The sequence below is a fragment of the Bacillus sp. FJAT-14266 genome (assembly GCF_001719225.1).
Taxonomy (GTDB): Bacteria; Bacillota; Bacilli; order Bacillales; family Bacillaceae; genus Bacillus; species Bacillus subtilis.
Genome location: NZ_CP017072.1, coordinates 1,146,903 through 1,165,392, shown reverse-complemented (window position 1 = coordinate 1,165,392; position 18,490 = coordinate 1,146,903). Strand labels below are relative to the sequence as shown.

Annotated in this window: 18 protein-coding genes; 16 read left to right on the top strand and 2 right to left on the bottom strand. The window is 44.5% G+C overall.

Features of this window, described 5'->3' with window-relative positions:
• Positions 1 to 23 precede the first annotated feature (23 nt).
• A complete protein-coding gene (locus BGM23_RS06000; RefSeq protein ID WP_072692756.1) occupies positions 24 to 1,898 on the top strand; it encodes a transglycosylase domain-containing protein in 1,875 nt (624 codons plus the stop codon).
• A gap of 20 nt (positions 1,899 to 1,918) precedes the next feature.
• Positions 1,919 to 2,332, top strand: coding sequence for a thiol-disulfide oxidoreductase DCC family protein (locus BGM23_RS05995; protein ID WP_003228839.1), 414 nt, complete (start codon positions 1,919 to 1,921; stop codon positions 2,330 to 2,332).
• Between the two features lie 202 nt (positions 2,333 to 2,534).
• Here BGM23_RS05995 and BGM23_RS05990 read toward each other — a convergent pair whose 3' ends face one another.
• Positions 2,535 to 3,092: a YufK family protein gene (locus tag BGM23_RS05990; RefSeq protein ID WP_003228837.1), complete on the bottom strand. Its 558-nt coding sequence runs from the start codon at positions 3,090 to 3,092 to the stop codon at positions 2,535 to 2,537.
• 177 nt (positions 3,093 to 3,269) lie between these two features.
• Between BGM23_RS05990 and maeL the strand changes: the two genes are divergently transcribed.
• From maeL to maeN, 7 genes are all read left to right on the top strand, one after another.
• Positions 3,270 to 4,871 (top strand): two-component system sensor histidine kinase MaeL, encoded by a 1,602-nt coding sequence (gene maeL, locus BGM23_RS05985; protein ID WP_029725862.1) that lies wholly within the window; start codon positions 3,270 to 3,272, stop codon positions 4,869 to 4,871.
• Complete coding sequence (gene maeM, locus BGM23_RS05980; protein ID WP_014477821.1) at positions 4,864 to 5,571, top strand: two-component system response regulator MaeM; 708 nt, start codon at positions 4,864 to 4,866, stop codon at positions 5,569 to 5,571. The genes maeL and maeM overlap by 8 nt, the downstream gene beginning before the upstream one ends.
• Before the next feature lie 473 nt (positions 5,572 to 6,044).
• Positions 6,045 to 7,124 (top strand): guanosine ABC transporter substrate-binding protein NupN, encoded by a 1,080-nt coding sequence (gene nupN / locus BGM23_RS05975; protein WP_046663917.1) that lies wholly within the window; start codon positions 6,045 to 6,047, stop codon positions 7,122 to 7,124.
• 74 nt (positions 7,125 to 7,198) lie between these two features.
• Positions 7,199 to 8,731, top strand: coding sequence for a guanosine ABC transporter ATP-binding protein NupO (gene nupO / locus BGM23_RS05970; protein WP_046663918.1), 1,533 nt, complete (start codon positions 7,199 to 7,201; stop codon positions 8,729 to 8,731).
• Entirely contained in the window at positions 8,724 to 9,770 is a 1,047-nt protein-coding gene (gene nupP / locus BGM23_RS05965) for a guanosine ABC transporter permease NupP (protein ID WP_029318495.1), read from the top strand. Before nupO ends, nupP begins: the two co-directional genes overlap by 8 nt.
• Positions 9,771 to 10,730, top strand: a complete 960-nt coding sequence (nupQ, locus tag BGM23_RS05960; protein ID WP_046663919.1) for a guanosine ABC transporter permease NupQ — start codon at positions 9,771 to 9,773, stop codon at positions 10,728 to 10,730.
• Between the two features lie 154 nt (positions 10,731 to 10,884).
• Positions 10,885 to 12,231, top strand: a complete 1,347-nt coding sequence (gene maeN / locus BGM23_RS05955) for a sodium/malate symporter MaeN (protein ID WP_046663920.1) — start codon at positions 10,885 to 10,887, stop codon at positions 12,229 to 12,231.
• A gap of 35 nt (positions 12,232 to 12,266) precedes the next feature.
• On the opposite strand, the gene BGM23_RS05950 is transcribed toward maeN, so the two are convergent.
• Positions 12,267 to 12,482, bottom strand: coding sequence for a hypothetical protein (locus tag BGM23_RS05950; RefSeq protein ID WP_015251336.1), 216 nt, complete (start codon positions 12,480 to 12,482; stop codon positions 12,267 to 12,269).
• Between the two features lie 230 nt (positions 12,483 to 12,712).
• On the opposite strand from BGM23_RS05950, the gene BGM23_RS05945 reads away from it, so the two are divergent.
• Genes BGM23_RS05945 through mnhG form a run of 7 tightly spaced genes read left to right on the top strand, consistent with a single transcriptional unit; the run spans position 12,713 to position 18,481 of the window.
• Complete coding sequence (locus tag BGM23_RS05945) at positions 12,713 to 15,118, top strand: Na+/H+ antiporter subunit A (protein WP_019712489.1); 2,406 nt, start codon at positions 12,713 to 12,715, stop codon at positions 15,116 to 15,118.
• Complete coding sequence (locus tag BGM23_RS05940) at positions 15,111 to 15,542, top strand: Na(+)/H(+) antiporter subunit B (RefSeq protein WP_003228819.1); 432 nt, start codon at positions 15,111 to 15,113, stop codon at positions 15,540 to 15,542. Before BGM23_RS05945 ends, BGM23_RS05940 begins: the two co-directional genes overlap by 8 nt.
• Positions 15,542 to 15,883 carry a Na(+)/H(+) antiporter subunit C gene (locus BGM23_RS05935; protein WP_003220730.1) on the top strand — a complete coding sequence of 114 codons (342 nt, stop codon included), beginning with the start codon at positions 15,542 to 15,544 and terminating at the stop codon, positions 15,881 to 15,883. The genes BGM23_RS05940 and BGM23_RS05935 overlap by 1 nt, the downstream gene beginning before the upstream one ends.
• Entirely contained in the window at positions 15,876 to 17,357 is a 1,482-nt protein-coding gene (locus tag BGM23_RS05930; RefSeq protein ID WP_046663921.1) for a Na+/H+ antiporter subunit D, read from the top strand. Before BGM23_RS05935 ends, BGM23_RS05930 begins: the two co-directional genes overlap by 8 nt.
• Positions 17,358 to 17,362: 5 nt before the next feature.
• Positions 17,363 to 17,839, top strand: a complete 477-nt coding sequence (locus BGM23_RS05925; protein WP_003228815.1) for a Na+/H+ antiporter subunit E — start codon at positions 17,363 to 17,365, stop codon at positions 17,837 to 17,839.
• Positions 17,839 to 18,123, top strand: a complete 285-nt coding sequence (locus BGM23_RS05920) for a Na(+)/H(+) antiporter subunit F1 (RefSeq protein ID WP_003228814.1) — start codon at positions 17,839 to 17,841, stop codon at positions 18,121 to 18,123. The genes BGM23_RS05925 and BGM23_RS05920 overlap by 1 nt, the downstream gene beginning before the upstream one ends.
• Positions 18,107 to 18,481 (top strand): monovalent cation/H(+) antiporter subunit G, encoded by a 375-nt coding sequence (mnhG, locus tag BGM23_RS05915; protein ID WP_003244302.1) that lies wholly within the window; start codon positions 18,107 to 18,109, stop codon positions 18,479 to 18,481. The genes BGM23_RS05920 and mnhG overlap by 17 nt, the downstream gene beginning before the upstream one ends.
• Positions 18,482 to 18,490: the final 9 nt, after the last annotated feature.

The window sequence follows — 18,490 nt, the reverse complement described above, 5'->3', positions numbered from 1 at the left end:
GCTAGAATTTAGGAGAAAAGAGAGTGACCATGTTACGAAAAATAATCGGATGGATTTTGCTCCTTTGCATAATCCCATTGTTTGCATTTACAGTTATCGCTTCCGGAAAAGAAGTAAAACAAATGAAGTCCCTGGATCAGGTGCTTGATAAAAATATTAATCTGAAAGATATCAGCCTTGTTCAGAACAGCTACATGTATGACAGGGACGGCTCCCTTGTCTCGGAAATCGTCAGCGACCACGAAAACCGTGTGCTCGTTCCATTTAACAAGATTCCCGAGGAAGTCAAACAGATTTTCTTAACATCTGAGGACCGCCATTTTTACGAGCATAAAGGCTTTGACTTTATGGGAATGGTGCGGGCTACTGCTTCTAACGTAAAAGACAAGAAAATTGACCAGGGTGCCAGCACCATCACACAGCAGCTTTCAAGAAACTTATATTTGAGCCACGAACGCTCCTTCAGCCGCAAGCTGACAGAGCTCGCGTATTCCTATCAGCTGGAGAAAAAATATACGAAAAATGAAATTCTTGCAGCTTACTTAAATACCATTTATTTTAACAATGGTGTTTATGGCGTCGGTTCAGCAGCTCAATTCTATTTCAGCAAACCGCTGAAATCTCTCACAGTGGGAGAAATGGCTTTTATCTGTGCTATACCTAATAACCCTACATTATATGATCCTCTCAAGCATTTTGACTACACGAAAAGCCGTCAAGAACGTTTGCTTAAAGGGCTAAAAGATGCCGGGGTCATTACGGACAAAGAGCTGAAAAAAGCCGTAAAACAAAAAATCAAACTGGATGTTGAAAAAAGAGAAGACAAATATCCTGACTACGTTTCCTACGTCAATGATGAATTCACTCAGCTGGTGTCTGAATCAGAAGGCTTTGATAAACGCCTTCAAAAAGCATCAGGAAAACAAAAAGAAAAGATCGAGAACGAGCTGTCCGCAAGAGTCAGCACTCTGATGAAAGACGGCGTGAAAATTTATACTGCACTTGATCCGTACATGCAAAATCAAGTTGTGGCACAAATGAATTCCAAGCTCCCGTATGCGGACGTACAGGGCGGAGCGGCTGTGATTAATCACCAGACGCATCAAATCATCGCTCTATCCGGCGGGAAAAACTATCAAAAATATGACTTTAACCGCGCCTACCAGGCGTACAGGCAGCCGGGGTCTTCCATTAAGCCGCTTCTTGATTACGGCCCTTATATTGAACAGACCGGCGCGACAACAAGCAGCACCATTGATGCCAGCAAGTTTTGCAGCAAAGACTACTGTCCGCAAAACTACAATAACCGCACTTACGGCACAGTGACGCTTGATACGGCGTTTAAAAATTCATATAATACCCCGGCTATTAGAATGCTCGACCGCGTCGGCATCCAAAAGGCATTCAGTTATATTGAGCCGTATCATTTTGCCAAACTTGTCGACAGTGACTATCTTCTTCCGGCGGCACTTGGCGGATTTACAAACGGCATGACGCCTCTTGAGATGACAAAGGCTTATACGACATTCGGAAACAGCGGAAGCTATACGCCGAGCCATGCGATTACAAAGGTGACAGACCTTAAAGGAAAAACACTTTATAAATGGAATGATAAAGCGACTCAAATATTCAGCGTCCGCACGAACATGCAGCTGAAAAAACTGATGTCTTCCGTTGTGAAAAGCGGAACAGGGAAAAAAGCATATTTCAATGCGCCTTACATCGGCGGTAAAACCGGAACATCAAATGATTATCACGATATGTGGTTTGTCGGCCTGACTGATACGTATACAATGGGTGTCTGGGTCGGAAAGGATACACCGACCAGCGTTGAATATCTTCACAGCATCAGCCCTCAGCTTTCCATCTGGAAAGGAACGCTGCAAGCGGCTTATTAAAGGATCGGAGGGGATATGGAGTGACTTCAGAACAAATTCCAAATCGCGTTTTGCTGTTTGACGGTGTCTGCAATTTATGCAATGGCGCCGTGCAGTTTATCATTAAACGTGATCCGGACGGATTGATTTCTTTCACATCGCTGCAGTCGGAAACAGGACAGAGCCTGCTGAAAAAAAGCGGGCTTCCGACTGATCGGTTTGACAGCTTTGTCTTTATTGAAGACGGCCAAGTGTACACAAAGTCAACTGCAGCCATTAAGGTTTTCAGGCATCTGCGAGGCCCATGGCGGCTCTTCGTCCTTTTTTTCGCAGTGCCGAAGCCTGTCAGAGATATGGTCTATTCTTTCATTGCCAAAAACCGCTATAAGTGGTTTGGCAAAAAAAATGAATGTATGCTCCCCTCCCCTTCCATTAAAAAAAGATTTTTACCGTAAATAAAAAATGGCTAGGAAGCTAGCCATCACAGATTGTTGACAAAATCCTAAAACGGCTTCGTTTTAGGATTTTGTCATCTATTCAGCGTGATTGAAAACTTTTGAAGTTGTGAAACGGCGGAAACCTGAGAATCTAGCCGCCGTTTTATTGCGTACAGAGCACGAAGCGCAAATCTGACCACCAAACGCTGAAATGGCTAGCTTACACAGGTAAGCTAGCCATTATGCTATTATAAAGCTTGATAAATATGAACAGAATACCGATAACAAAGGTAAACCAAAACAGCAGTTCCAATAGAATGAATCCAACTAATGACATGAGAGAAAGCGTCGAATAAATCCGGTATACGGTAAACACAAAGTAAGCGAGCGTGACGACCGCAAACCAGATCACAATCCAAATGACATTTTGCAAGAGCACAAAGGATAAAATCCCGCCGCCCAAATAAATCATGGAACCCATTCTGAGTTTTTTCAGGTTGTTCCCTTCCGGATCATTAGCAAAAAACAGCAATGACAGCTCGGTCACGGTATTTGCAATTAATTTCAGAGCGGACAGAACCATAAAATATAAAAGTGCAAAGGCAGCAAATAACGCAAGCCTGATTCCTTTCTCTGAAAAATAATCGAGCATTCCATCATACATTCCAAATGAAGACAGCATCTTTAACGCATAAAGTGAAGTTGAGATGGATAAGGACGAACTAAAAAGCAGGATCGCAATCAGCGGAAAATATCCTGTCAAATAAGTATTTTTCATATAAAAAAGTCCCTTTCTATAATCTACCTCATTTATTATGGAGGACTTAAAACACATTGACAAGATAAATTATTCCATTTTTTCTCCTTTTTACGAATTACGGGCCCAAATCTTCACAAAGCAGCATTTTGAGAGTAAAGTAGTACGCAGGAATCATAAAACGTAAGGAAGTTTTATATGAAAAAAACATTAAAACTGCAAACCAGACTCACCATATTTGTTTGTATCGTTGTATTAATCGCATTGCTCATTACGTTTTTTACAGTCGGTGCCCAAACCACCAAACGAATTAGAGATCAGGAAAAGGCCACTGCGCTGCAGACTGCTGAAATGGTAGCTGAAGCGCCGATGACAGCCGCTGCTTTAGAAAGCGGAAAAAAACAAAAGGAACTGCAGAGCTACACAAAGCGGGTTCAGAAAATTACCGGCACGGAATTTGTTGTCGTCATGGATATGAACGGTATCCGCAAAACTCATCCTGACCCGAGCAAAATCGGAAAAAAATTCAGAGGCGGTGATGAGTCCGAGGTATTAAAAGGGCATGTCCATATCAGCACAGCCTCTGGCACGCTCGGGAAATCGCAGAGAGCGTTCGTCCCTGTCTACGCGGAGAATGGAAAACAGGTCGGTGCAGTCGCGGTCGGCATCACCGTAAATGAAATTGATGAAGTGATCAGCCATAGCTTACGGCCGCTTTACTTTATTATTTGCGTCAGCATCTTCGTCGGTGTGATCGGAGCCGTTATCGTCGCCCGTACAGTGAAAAATATCATGTACGGACTTGAACCTTATGAAATTGCGACTCTGCTTGAAGAACGGAGCGCGATGCTGGAATCGACGAAGGAAGGAATACTCGCTGTCGATGAACATGGCAAAATTAAACTTGCCAACGCGGAAGCAAAACGCCTATTCGTCAAAATGGGCATCAACACAAATCCCATTGATCAGGATGTAGACTACATCTTGCCGAAAAGCCGCTTGAAAAAGGTCATTGAGACAAAAAAACCTCTTCAAGACAGAGACGTCCGCATTAACGGGCTGGAGCTTGTGTTTAATGAAGTTCCTATCCAGCTGAAAGGACAAACTGTCGGAGCGATTGCAACATTCCGCGACAAGACCGAGGTAAAACATTTAGCTGAACAGCTTTCCGGTGTTAAAATGTATGCAAACGCACTGAGAGCGCAGTCTCATGAATTTATGAACAAACTGCATGTGATATTAGGTCTCGTCCAGCTGAAAGAGTATGATGATCTTGGAGATTATATTAAAGATATAGCCATACAGCAAAAATCAGAAACAAGTGAAATTATAAATGATGTCAAAAGCTCCGTACTGGCCGGTTTTCTGCTTGGAAAGCAAAGCTTTATACGTGAGCAGGGCGCAAATCTTGATATTGAATGCAACGGTGTCATCCCGAACGCGGCAGACCCTTCTGTCATCCATGAACTTATTACAATCATCGGAAATCTCATCAACAATGGCTTAGACGCCGTTGCCGATATGCCGAAAAAACAAATCACCATGTCCATGCGCTTCCATAACAGCATACTGGACATTGAAATTACCGATACTGGAGCAGGCATGTCTGAAGAAGACCAAGCCAAAGTATTTGAACAAGGCTATTCAACAAAGGGCAAAAACCGGGGATTCGGCCTTTATTTCACACAGCAAAGCATCGAAAATTTAAAAGGCCAAATGATCCTCACAAGCGAAAAGAATGAAGGAACGACATTCAGTATTCGCATCCCGTACGAACCGAAGGAGGAAAATCATGATTAATGTACTAATAGTTGAAGATGACCCCATGGTGGGTGAATTAAATAAACGATACTTAAGCCAAATAGATGGCTTTCAGCTGAAAGGCATCGCTTCTTCCTTTCAAAGCGCTCTGCATATTTTAGGCGAGCACCATATCGACCTCATTTTGCTTGATATTTATATGCCGGGAAAAAACGGGCTGGAACTGCTGACGGAATTGAGAGCCCAAAATGAAGCGGTTGACGTGATTGTCATCTCAGCGGCCAGCGAGCTTGACGTAATCAAGAAAACACTTCGGTACGGAGCTGTCGATTATTTAATCAAACCGTTTGAATTTGAACGTTTCCAAACGGCTCTGTCTGATTACAGACGAAAACAAAAGGTGTATTCAACCCATCGCAACATGAGCCAAAAAGAACTGGACGCCGAGCTTTTTCAAAAGAAAGAAGCAACAGAAAAAGTGCAGCTTCCTAAAGGCCTGACAAAAAGCACGCTGAAGCTGATCTGGTCCAGTATCCAGTCATTTGAAAATGAATCTTTTACGACAGAAGACTTGGCAAAGCACACAGAAATCTCTCAAGTATCCATACGAAAATACTTAAAGTTTCTTGAAGATATACAGGTTCTGAATGTAGAAATGGCGTACGGAACGATCGGAAGACCTGTGTTTCAGTACAACGTCAACAACAGTAACCTTAACGGAATAAAGCAATATCTATAAGAAAAACGCACTGCTTGCTTTGAGCAGTGCGTTTTTCTGTCATATCTCTTGCCAAGATGCTTGATTCTATTGTTGATAAGTTATACAAGAATAACAAAGGGCCTTTCACATTTTTAAGCAAACAATTCTAAAAATATATACTTTTTAAAAAATTATGCGAAATTCTATTTATTTCTTATTAGTTAAATGATAAATTATGATTGGTTAGTTGATCCCGAAAAACTAAGTCATAAGTCTTACTTCAGAAAACGATGTCACGGTTTTCCGCCCGGAACGCCTTCCACATCCTTCTCTTCCCCGCCTTTCGAAGGAAATACTCACACCACGCTTATTCAGGGAAGAATAGAACTGTCTCAGCGCATTCCATTTGTTATTATCAGAAAATTTTATCGATTCTAAGAAATTGTTCAGGACAGCCCATCACATGACTGGCCGGATCAGCTTTGAACCAAATTTTTCTGGGGGGTTATATCTTGAATAAACGAAAAATCGGATTGGCGATGTCACTTGTGATCGCAGCAGGCACCATATTAGGAGCATGCGGAAACAGCGAAAAAAGCAGGGGCTCCGGCGAAGGCAAAAACAAATTCAGTGTGGCGATGGTTACTGACGTAGGCGGAGTGGATGACAAATCCTTCAACCAATCAGCCTGGGAAGGCATCCAAGCCTTTGGGAAAGAGAATGGGCTGAAAAAAGGCAAAAACGGTTACGACTATCTTCAATCCAAATCAGATGCAGACTATACAACGAACTTAAATAAATTGGCGCGTGAGAATTTTGACTTAATTTACGGCGTCGGCTACTTAATGGAGGATTCAATCAGCGAAATTGCTGACCAGCGCAAAAATACAAACTTTGCGATTATAGATGCTGTTGTCGATAAAGACAACGTCGCAAGTATTACGTTTAAAGAGCAGGAAGGCTCATTTCTCGTCGGAGTGGCCGCAGCCCTATCAAGCAAATCAGGAAAAATCGGCTTTGTAGGCGGCATGGAATCAGAGTTAATCAAAAAATTCGAGGTCGGCTTCCGTGCCGGCGTGCAAGCAGTTAACCCTAAAGCCGTTGTAGAAGTGAAATACGCAGGGGGTTTCGATAAAGCCGATGTCGGTAAAGCAACCGCCGAAAGCATGTATAAATCAGGCGTAGATGTTATTTATCACTCTGCGGGCGCCACTGGCACAGGCGTCTTTACTGAAGCGAAAAACCTGAAAAAAGAAGATCCAAAACGCGATGTCTGGGTCATCGGTGTCGATAAAGACCAATACGCAGAAGGCCAGGTAGAAGGAACAGATGATAACGTCACCCTCACTTCCATGGTGAAAAAAGTAGATACAGTCGTTGAAGATGTAACGAAAAAAGCGAGTGACGGAAAGTTCCCGGGCGGCGAAACACTTACCTACGGGCTGGATCAAGACGGAGTCGGCATTTCTCCATCTAAACAAAATCTATCGGATGATGTGATCGAAGCGGTCGATAAATGGAAGAAAAAAATCATCGACGGATTGGAAGTCCCGGCAACTGAGAAAGAGCTGAAAACCTTCAAAGCTGAATAAGAATCGCAGGGATAAGGAGGTCGAGCCCTTATCCCTTGTTTTCTTTTATTTTGAAATAAAGGAGCGGTCAATCAATGGAATATGTCATTGAAATGCTCAATATCCGCAAGGAGTTTCCAGGTATCGTCGCCAATGACAATATCAATCTTCAAGTCAAAAAAGGCGAAATACACGCGTTGCTCGGTGAAAATGGAGCGGGGAAATCAACATTGATGAATGTCCTTTTCGGGCTGTATCAGCCGGAGCGGGGTGAGATTCGGGTGCGCGGCGAGAAGGTGCACATCAACAGCCCGAACAAAGCGAATGACCTTGGAATTGGAATGGTGCACCAGCACTTTATGCTTGTTGACACCTTTACAGTTGCTGAAAATATTATTCTCGGGAAGGAGCCAAAGAAGTTTGGCAGAATTGACCGGAAGCGTGCTGGCCAAGAGGTGCAGGACATTTCCGATCGATACGGCCTGCAGATCCATCCTGAAGCAAAAGCAGCTGACATATCAGTCGGTATGCAGCAGCGCGCAGAAATATTAAAAACCCTCTACCGCGGTGCCGATATTCTGATTTTTGATGAACCGACGGCTGTTTTGACGCCTCATGAAATTAAGGAACTGATGCAAATTATGAAGAACCTAGTCAAAGAAGGGAAGTCCATCATCTTAATCACCCATAAGCTGAAAGAGATTATGGAGATTTGTGACCGCGTTACGGTTATCCGTAAAGGAAAAGGCATCAAAACCCTTGATGTCCGTGATACAAACCAAGACGAACTCGCCAGTCTAATGGTCGGCCGCGAGGTATCGTTCAAAACTGAAAAGAGAGCTGCTCAGCCGGGAGCGGAAGTGCTTGCGATTGACGGCATAACTGTAAAGGATACCCGCGGAATAGAGACAGTCAGAGATTTGTCTCTTTCTGTCAAAGCGGGAGAAATAGTCGGCATAGCAGGCGTCGACGGAAACGGGCAATCAGAGCTGATCGAAGCGGTGACAGGACTCCGCAAAACAGATTCAGGAACAATCACCTTAAACGGAAAACAGATCCAAAACCTGACGCCAAGAAAAATCACTGAATCCGGGATCGGGCATATTCCTCAGGATCGCCATAAACACGGTCTCGTCCTTGATTTTCCAATCGGAGAGAATATCCTGCTGCAAAGCTATTACAAAAAGCCGTATTCTGCATTGGGCGTTTTACATAAAGGCGAAATGTACAAAAAAGCACGCAGCCTGATCAGCGAGTACGATGTCAGAACGCCGGATGAATATACACACGCGCGGGCATTGTCAGGCGGAAACCAGCAAAAAGCGATTATCGGGCGGGAAGTAGACAGAAATCCTGATTTATTAAATGCCGCCCAGCCGACTCGCGGCCTTGATGTCGGAGCGATTGAATTTGTCCATAAAAAGCTCATTGAGCAGCGTGATGCCGGGAAAGCCGTTCTTCTCCTCTCGTTTGAGCTTGAAGAAATTATGAATCTCAGTGACAGAATCGCCGTTATTTTTGAAGGACGCATTATCGCCAGCGTTAATCCGCAGGACACCACTGAACAGGAGCTTGGTCTCTTGATGGCAGGAAGCACGCAAAAGGAAGCGGGGAAAGCAAATGGTTAAACGACTCTCTCATTTACTCGTGCCGCTCATCGCAATCATCCTTGGTCTTGCGGCCGGCGCGTTGATTATGCTTGTGAGCGGCTACAGTGTGGCCAGCGGATATTCGGCTTTGTGGAATGGGATATTCGGAGAAATCTATTATGTCGGTGAAACAATCCGGCAAATTACGCCTTATATTTTATCTGGATTGGCTGTCGCCTTTGCATTCCGAACCGGACTCTTTAATATCGGCGTCGAGGGCCAGCTGCTCGTCGGCTGGACAGCAGCGGTTTGGGTCGGTACGGCGTTTGACGGACCGGCATATATTCACTTGCCGCTCGCATTGATTACAGCGGCAGCTGCAGGAGGATTATGGGGGTTTATTCCCGGCATTTTGAAAGCGCGATTTTACGTTCATGAAGTCATTGTCACCATTATGATGAATTATATCGCGCTGCACATGACCAATTACATCATTTCAAACGTCTTGACAGATCATCAGGACAAGACGGGGAAAATTCACGAATCCGCCTCCCTCCGCTCTCCTTTTCTTGAACAGATCACCGATTACTCACGGCTGCATTTGGGAATCATCGTTGCCCTTCTCGCAGCAGTTATCATGTGGTTTATCATCAACAAAACTACAAAAGGATTTGAGCTCCGGGCGGTCGGGTTTAACCAGCACGCTTCCCAGTATGCCGGCATGAGCGTGCGGAAGAATATCATGACCTCCATGCTTATCTCCGGCGCTTTTGCAGGCCTTGCCGGAGCCATGGAGGGGCTAGGAACATTCGAATACGCCGCAGTGAAAGGCGCATTTACTGGCGTAGGCTTTGACGGTATCGCTGTCGCTCTTCTCGGGGGAAACACAGCCATCGGCGTTGTACTGGCAGCATGCCTGCTTGGCGGGCTGAAAATCGGCGCATTAAATATGCCGATTGAATCAGGCGTTCCATCAGAGGTCGTTGATATTGTGATTGCTATTATTATTCTGTTTGTGGCTTCAAGCTATGCGATTCGTTTCGTCATGGGCAAATTGAAGAAAAAGGGGGCGAACTAAGTGGACATTGTGCAGATTTTATCTATCGTTGTCCCTGCCACACTCGTCTATGCGGCCCCGCTTATTTTAACTGCTCTCGGCGGCGTGTTTTCCGAGAGATCAGGTGTGGTGAATATCGGCTTAGAAGGCCTCATGATTATCGGGGCGTTCACCAGCGTGCTATTTAATTTATTTTTTGGCCCGGAATTAGGTGCCGCCGCACCTTGGCTTTCGCTCCTTGCCGCCATGGCAGCAGGCGCCCTGTTTTCACTGATTCACGCGGCAGCGGCGATTTCGTTTCGCGCCGACCAGACAGTCAGCGGTGTCGCCATTAACATGCTGGCGCTTGGGGCAACTTTATTTATCGTCAAACTGATCTACGGCAAAGCGCAGACAGACAAAATTCCAGAGCCTTTTTATAAGACGAAAATCCCCGGTTTGGGCGATATTCCCGTCTTGGGAAAGATCTTCTTTTCGGATGTCTATTATACGTCTATTCTTGCAATAGCACTTGCCTTTATTTCCTGGTTTATCTTGTTCAAAACGCCGTTCGGCCTTCGTATCCGTTCTGTCGGAGAGCATCCGATGGCGGCCGATACGATGGGAATCAACGTATATAAAATGCGCTACATCGGCGTGATGATCAGCGGATTGTTCGGCGGTCTCGGCGGCGGCGTATATGCCTCTACAATTGCGCTTGATTTCACGCACTCTACCATCTCCGGGCAAGGCTTTATCGCCCTGGCAGCGCTTGTATTCGGAAAATGGCATCCGATCGGAGCACTGGGGGCCGCCCTGTTTTTCGGATTCGCCCAAAGCTTAAGCATCATTGGATCGCTGCTCCCTCTTTTTAAAGACATACCAAATGTGTATATGCTGATGGCTCCTTATGTCTTAACGATTCTCGCTTTAACCGGCTTTATCGGGCGGGCAGATGCGCCAAAAGCCAATGGCGTGCCTTATATTAAAGGAAAAAGATAAAACATTCTCCCCTGGGAAGACGATTCTCAGGGGTTTTTTTCTAATCCAAAAGACCCTCTTAATTTAATTGTTTATTAGTTTTTTAACTTAAAAAAATATGAAGTGTTAACGCTTTCTTGTAGACTGTAACAAACAATACATGGGGGTGTATGACATGGGAGCAATTCCAAAAACGGGGACAATTTCACCTGAGCAAAAAGACTCACAGGAGAAAAACCTGTTTCAAAAAATTTGGTCTTGGGAAATCGGTGTGATTCCTTTGCCTTTATACACAGTATTAGCTGTTATTATTATTCTTGCAGCCTATTACAATGAGCTGCCGGCAAATATGCTTGGCGGGTTTGCCATCATTATGATTCTTGGTGTGTTTCTCGGAGACATAGGCCAACGCATACCGATATTGAAGGATATTGGCGGCCCTGCTATTTTATCTTTGTTTGTTCCTTCATTTTTAGTCTTTTACAATTTACTGAATTCAACATCTTTAGACGCTGTAACCAACTTGATGAAAACGTCTAACTTCCTTTATTTCTATATCGCTTGCCTTGTTGTGGGAAGTATCCTCGGTATGAACAGAATTGTTTTAATACAGGGGTTTATCAGAATGTTCGTTCCACTGGTTGCAGGAACGATCGCGGCCGTTGCAGCCGGCATCCTTGTCGGATTTATTTTTGGCTATAGTGCCTATGATTCCTTTTTCTTTGTTGTTGTCCCGATTATTGCCGGGGGAATAGGCGAAGGAATTTTGCCGCTTTCAATCGCCTACTCACAAATACTGGGCTCATCTGCTGATGTATTTGTGTCTCAGCTGGTTCCAGCCGCAATTATAGGAAACGTTTTTGCTATCATATGTGCAGCCTTAATGAAAAAGCTTGGCGATAAGCGTCCAGATCTAAATGGGAACGGACGTCTCGTAAAATCTAAAAAAGCAAATGAGATTTTCAATCAAAAAGAAGCCGAAGCAAAAATTGATTTCAAATTAATGGGAGCAGGAGTTCTGCTCGCGTGTACATTCTTTATTTTTGGCGGGTTATTGGAGAAATTCATCTTCATCCCGGGCGCGATCTTAATGATTATTTCAGCTGCGGCTGTCAAGTATGCAAATATTCTTCCGAAAAAAATGGAAGAAGGCGCTTACCAGCTTTATAAGTTTATTTCTTCAAGCTTTACATGGCCGCTGATGGTCGGTCTCGGCATCCTCTTTATTCCGTTGGATGACGTAGCGTCTGTGATTTCTATTCCGTTTGTCATCATCTGTATTTCAGTTGTTATCGCGATGATTGGTTCTGGATATTTCGTAGGCAAGCTGATGAACATGTATCCGGTTGAATCCGCAATCGTTACCTGCTGCCACAGCGGCCTCGGCGGAACGGGTGATGTTGCCATTTTATCGGCATCAGGAAGAATGGGCCTTATGCCGTTTGCCCAAATTTCAACCCGTCTCGGCGGTGCAGGCACAGTTATTTGCGCGACAGTGCTGCTTCGTTTTTTCACTTCATAAACAGAAAGAGTTCCGTTTTATGCGGAACTCTTTTTTTATTTATTCACAATCCGAATATACTCTCGGGGACCAAACGGCAGATCCTTTGATTCCATCTCACTCATTCTGGCTGACAGGTGGTGCTCCAGTAAATACAGCTCCCACTCATCACTAGCCGCCACACCGCTGCGCCCGTCATATTGATTCAACATGAATGCCCCTGCAAATACTGAGCAGAATAAACCTGAGCACATCACGACTTTTCTTTTCACATGACCAGCTCCTTTCCTTCAGCTTGATCAGGATTGATTTTAAATATACAAATAACCTCTTTTTTGTTAGACTTATTTTGAGGTCAAAAGAACTCATAAAAACCCATTACAGCAGTTCGAAGCGTGGCAGCTTGCAGAAAAGTGCGATATAATTTGGACTAGGTCGTTTGACCGTATATTTCATACATAGCGCATTTTTCAATTGAGAACGAGAAAAGGAGGTCTTATCTTTGCAGCTCTTACATCTTGCTATTTTATCGCCTTTTTTATTTGCTTTTATCATTCCCTTCTTGGCAAAATACGCAAAAAGAGTGCATACGGGCTGGTTTGTGTTGATCTTGCCCGTCTTGCTATTTATATACTTTCTCCCAATGATCAGGATGACACAATCTGGAGAAACACTTCGATCGGTATTAGAGTGGATTCCGTCACTCGGCATTAACTTTACCGTTTATATAGACGGCCTCGGGTTATTATTCGCCTTACTGATCACAGGCATTGGCTCTTTGGTCACTCTTTACAGCATTTTTTATTTATCGAAAGAAAAAGAACAGCTTGGGCCCTTTTATGTCTACTTATTGATGTTCATGGGCGCCATGCTCGGCGTCGTTCTAGTAGACAATGTCATGGTTCTCTACATGTTCTGGGAGCTTACAAGCCTTTCATCCTTTTTGCTGATCGGCTATTGGTATAAGCGGGAAAAGTCGCGCTATGGCGCAGCCAAATCACTTTTGATTACGGTCAGCGGCGGGCTGTGCATGCTCGGCGGATTTATTCTCCTTTATTTGATAACGGATTCCTTCAGTATTCGAGAGATGGTTCATCAAGTTCAATTAATTGCCGGCCACGAATTGTTTATCCCGGCTATGATTCTCATTTTATTAGGGGCTTTTACAAAATCAGCGCAATTTCCTTTTTACATCTGGCTCCCTGACGCAATGGAAGCTCCGACGCCTGTCAGCGCTTATCTCCATTCAGCTACTATGGTAAAAGCCGGCATTTATGTGATTGCGAGATTCAGTCCTATTTTCGCCTTTTCAGCTCAGTGGTTTTGGATCGTGTCCCTCGTTGGCCTCTTTACGATGGTTTGGGGTTCATTCCATGCCGTGAAACAAACTGATTTAAAATCGATTTTGGCGTTTTCAACCGTCAGCCAGCTCGGCATGATCATCTCCATGCTCGGTGTCAGTGCTGCGGCCCTTCATTACGGCCATACAGAATATTATACAGTTGCCGCTATGGCTGCCATTTTCCATTTAATCAACCACGCAACCTTTAAAGGAAGCTTGTTTATGGCAGTCGGGATTATCGATCACGAAACAGGCACACGGGATATCCGGAAGCTAGGCGGCCTGATGGCGATTATGCCGATTACATTTACCATTTCCTTAATCGGGACATTTTCAATGGCCGGCTTACCGCCGTTTAACGGATTTTTGAGTAAAGAAATGTTTTTCACAAGCATGCTTCGCGTGACACATTTTGACCTGTTCAACGTGCAGACATGGGGCGTTCTGTTCCCTCTTTTCGCCTGGATCGGAAGTGTATTTACGTTTATCTACAGCATGAAATTGCTGTTTAAAACATTCAGAGGAAATTACCAGCCTGAGCAGCTTGAAAAACCGGCTCACGAGGCGCCTGTCGGCATGCTCGTACCACCGGTCATTCTTGTCGCTTTGGCTGTCAGTCTCTTCTTTTTCCCGAATATATTGTCGTACAGCCTGATAGAGCCTGCGATGAACTCAATCTATCCGACACTGCTTGCCGGCCATGAGAAATTCCACGTTCACATTTCACAGTGGCATGGGGTTACAACGGAATTGCTCATGACTGCGGGTATTGTTGTGATCGGAACAATTGGTTATTTGTCGCTGAATAAGTGGAAGGGAATCTATAAACTGTTTCCTTCGAAACTCACACTCAACCGGTTATATGATAAGCTTTTGACTCTGATGGAGAAAGGCTCTTACCGGGTCACAAAACAATATATGACCGGGTTTTTAAGAGATTATTTGCTGTATATCTTCGCTGGTTTCATCATTCTGATAGGCGGAGCTTTTGCCATTAAAGGCGGATTTTCATTTAAAACGGAAGGCATGGCTAAAATCGGTGTATACGAAATCATTTTGACGCTTGTCATGATCAGCGCCACAGTGGCGACTGTTTTTGCTAGGTCAAGACTGACGGCGATCATTGCACTCGGCGTTGTCGGTTATACGCTTGCATTGTTTTTTGTCATTTTCAGAGCGCCGGACTTGGCATTGACTCAGCTCGTCATTGAAACGATTTCTGTGGCACTGTTTCTGCTTTGCTTCTACCATTTGCCGAAACTGAGGCTGAAAACAAAAACGAGAACGTTCCGGATGACGAATTTTATCATTTCTTTAGGCGTCGGTGTTATCGTTACTCTGCTCGGTATCGCATCCTCAAGCCAGCGGACAAAAGACAGCATTGCGTCCTTCTTTGTCAAACACAGCCACGATCTCGGCGGAGGGGATAATGTCGTCAATGTCATTCTCGTTGATTTCAGGGGATTTGATACAATGTTTGAGATTACGGTATTAACGATAGCCGCTCTCGGCATTTACAGCATGATTAAAACAAAAGTAAAAGAGGAGGGGAAAAGCGGTGAATGAACAAAAAACAAATGACTTGATTCTTCAAACCGCGACAAAGCTTGTATCCTTTATCATTTTGCTTTTCTCTTTCTATTTATTTTTATCAGGGCATAACGCGCCCGGAGGAGGCTTTGTCGGCGGACTGATCACGTCCTCTTCCATCGTTCTCTTGCTTCTGGCATATGATTTAAAAACCGTGCGTTCCCTTTTGCCGGTCAATTTCATTTATGTCGCGGGAGCCGGCCTTCTGCTCGCTGTATTAACAGGCGTTGGCTCCTTTGTCTTCGGGGCTCCTTTTTTAACCCACACATTCGGATACTTTCAGCTGCCGATCCTTGGGAAAACGGAGCTCGCCACAGCGACGATATTTGATTTAGGCGTTTATCTTGTTGTCGTAGGCATAACGATGACCATTATTCAAACGATTGGAGAGGAAGAATAATGGAAATCTTAATGGCTGTATTAGCCGGTATTATTTTTATGGCTGCCACGTATTTGCTGCTGTCTAAAAGCCTGCTTCGCGTCATTATCGGAACAGCACTGTTAAGCCATGGCGTTCATTTAATGCTTTTGACTATGGGAGGATTAAAGAAAGGCGCCGCTCCGATTTTGAGCGAGCATGCCAAATCATTTGTCGATCCGCTTCCGCAAGCCCTGATTTTGACCGCAATTGTCATTTCTTTTGGCGTTACGTCATTCATCCTCGTCATGGCCTTTCGCGCTTATCAGGAATTGAAATCGGACGATATGGATCAAATGAGGGGAAATGATCAACATGAATAATTTTGTTATTTTGCCAATCCTGATCCCGCTTTTGTCGGCTATTCTTCTGATTTTCAAGACGAAGAATCTTATGCTCATGAGAATCTTCAGCACGGCGGCATCGGCCATCGGGATTGTGATTAGCGGCATACTTGTACAGACTGTCTTCACAAAAGGCATCCAGACACTCAGCCTAGGCGGATGGAAAGCGCCGTACGGCATTGTGCTTGCCGCAGACCAATTCGCCAGCCTTCTCGTTCTCACAACAGCGATCATCGGTTTATTGGTTGGGCTTTATTCCTTCCGTTCTGTTGGTGAAAAACGGGAGCGCTCCTTTTACTACTCCGGCGTTCAGTTCTTGCTTGCCGGCGTCAGCGGAGCGTTTTTAACAGGCGATTTATTTAATATGTACGTATTTTTTGAGCTTCTGCTTATTGCTTCCTATATGCTGATTGTATTAGGCGGCACAAAAATTCAGCTGCGGGAATCCCTTAAATATATTGTGTTTAATATCGTATCGTCTGCCCTGTTTGTCATAGGGGTCGGCTTTTTATACGCTGTAACCGGTACGTTAAACATGGCGGATCTTAGCGTGAAAATCAGCGAATCAGGACAAACCGGGCTGATCACTGTGATTGGTGTCCTGCTGCTTTTGGTATTTGGCATGAAGGGCGGAATCTTCCCCCTCTACTTTTGGCTTCCAGGCTCTTATTACGCGCCACCGGCGGCAATCTCCGCGTTGTTCGGCGCTTTGCTGACAAAAGTCGGGTTATATGCGATTACGAGGGTTTTCACATTGATTTTTATTCACGATACTGCCTTTACCCATCAGCTGATGATTTGGCTGGCGGCGCTGACTGTGATTTTCGGTGTGATCGGTTCACTCGCTTATTCGAATGTCATGAAAATTGTGATCTATAACATTATTACCGCTGTCGGCGTGATTTTGTTCGGTGTGGCAGTACACACCCCCGCATCCATTCAGGGCGCGATCTACTATCTGATTCACGATATGCTGATTAAGGGTGCTTTGTTTATGCTGGCAGGTACGCTGATCGCATTGACTGGAACCGCGAGCCTGCATAAAATGGGCGGGCTGATCAAACGCTATCCTGTTCTTGGATGGATGTTTTTCATTTCCGCTATTTCTCTTGCAGGCATTCCGCCACTGAGCGGATTTGTCGGCAAATTTAAAATTGCAGAGGGCGGCTTCGCAGAAGGTGAATTTACGATATCCATGCTGATTCTGCTTTCGAGTCTGCTTGTACTGTACTCTGTGCTGAGGATCTTTATACATGCGTTTTGGGGCGAAGAAAAAGAAACGCCAAAACCAAATCATCGAACAGCTAAAGGACTTCTTTATCCTGCAGCTATTTTTCTCTTGCTGTCTCTTCTCTTCGGGTTGGGTACAGAATGGGTGTCGCCTTACGTTGATCAAGCGGCCGAGACGCTGCTGAATCCGGAAAAATATATCGAAGCTGTTCTGAAGGAGTAGATCGCATGGCATTTCAAATTTTATTAAATGTGTTTCTCGCTTTTTGCTGGATGTTCTTGAGCAACAGTCCAAGCGCCGCAGGATTCATTACAGGCTATATTCTGGGAATGCTCTCTCTCTTTTTCTTCCGGCGCTTTTTCACTCGCCAGTTTTATCTATGGAAATTGATTTCTATCATCAAGCTCTGTTTCATTTTTATAAAGGAACTGTACCTTGCCAATGTCAGTGTGATGAAATCAGTCTTATCTCCAAAACTGAATATCAGACCGGGCATTTTTGCTTTTAAAACTGAACTGACGAAGGACTGGGAAATCACCCTGCTTTCTCTGCTCATTACATTAACGCCGGGAACCTTGGTGATGGATATTTCAGATGACAGAACAATACTTTATATTCATGCAATGGATATCGAGGATGCGGAAAAAGCGATTTTTGACATTCGGGAGTCATTTGAAAAAGCCATACAGGAGGTGAGCCGGTGATGTTTACGCTGATCCTGCAAATCGCGCTCGGCATTATGGCAGTGTCTACCTTTTTGTATGTCATTCGTGTCATTAAAGGTCCGACTGTGCCTGACCGGGTCGTGGCTCTGGATGCAATCGGCATCAATCTGATCGCAATCACGGCGCTTGTCTCCATTTTGCTGAAAACAAGTGCGTTTTTGGATATTATTTTGTTGCTGGGGATTTTATCGTTTATCGGAACGATCGCATTTTCCAAGTTCCTGGAGAAAGGAGAGATTATCGAAAATGATCGAAACCGCTAAGGTCGTTGTGGCTGTATTCATTTTGCTGGGTGCTCTTATATGCCTCATTGCTTCATTTGGCGTACTTCGCCTTCCCGATGTGTTTACACGCGCTCATGCTGCTTCTAAAGGCTCAACATTGGGTGTCAATATGATTCTGCTCGGTGTCTTCTTCTATTTGTGGTTTGTGACGGGGGAGCTCTCCGCTAAAATCCTGCTTGGGATTCTCTTTATCTTTATTACGTCGCCTATCGGCGGGCACTTGATCTGCCGTGCTGCGTATAACTCCGGCGTCAAGCTTGATGAGAGAAGCGTACAGGATGACTATAACGGAATCAGAAACTTTGTGATTAAACGAAAAGAGGATTCTTATTTATAAAAATAAGCA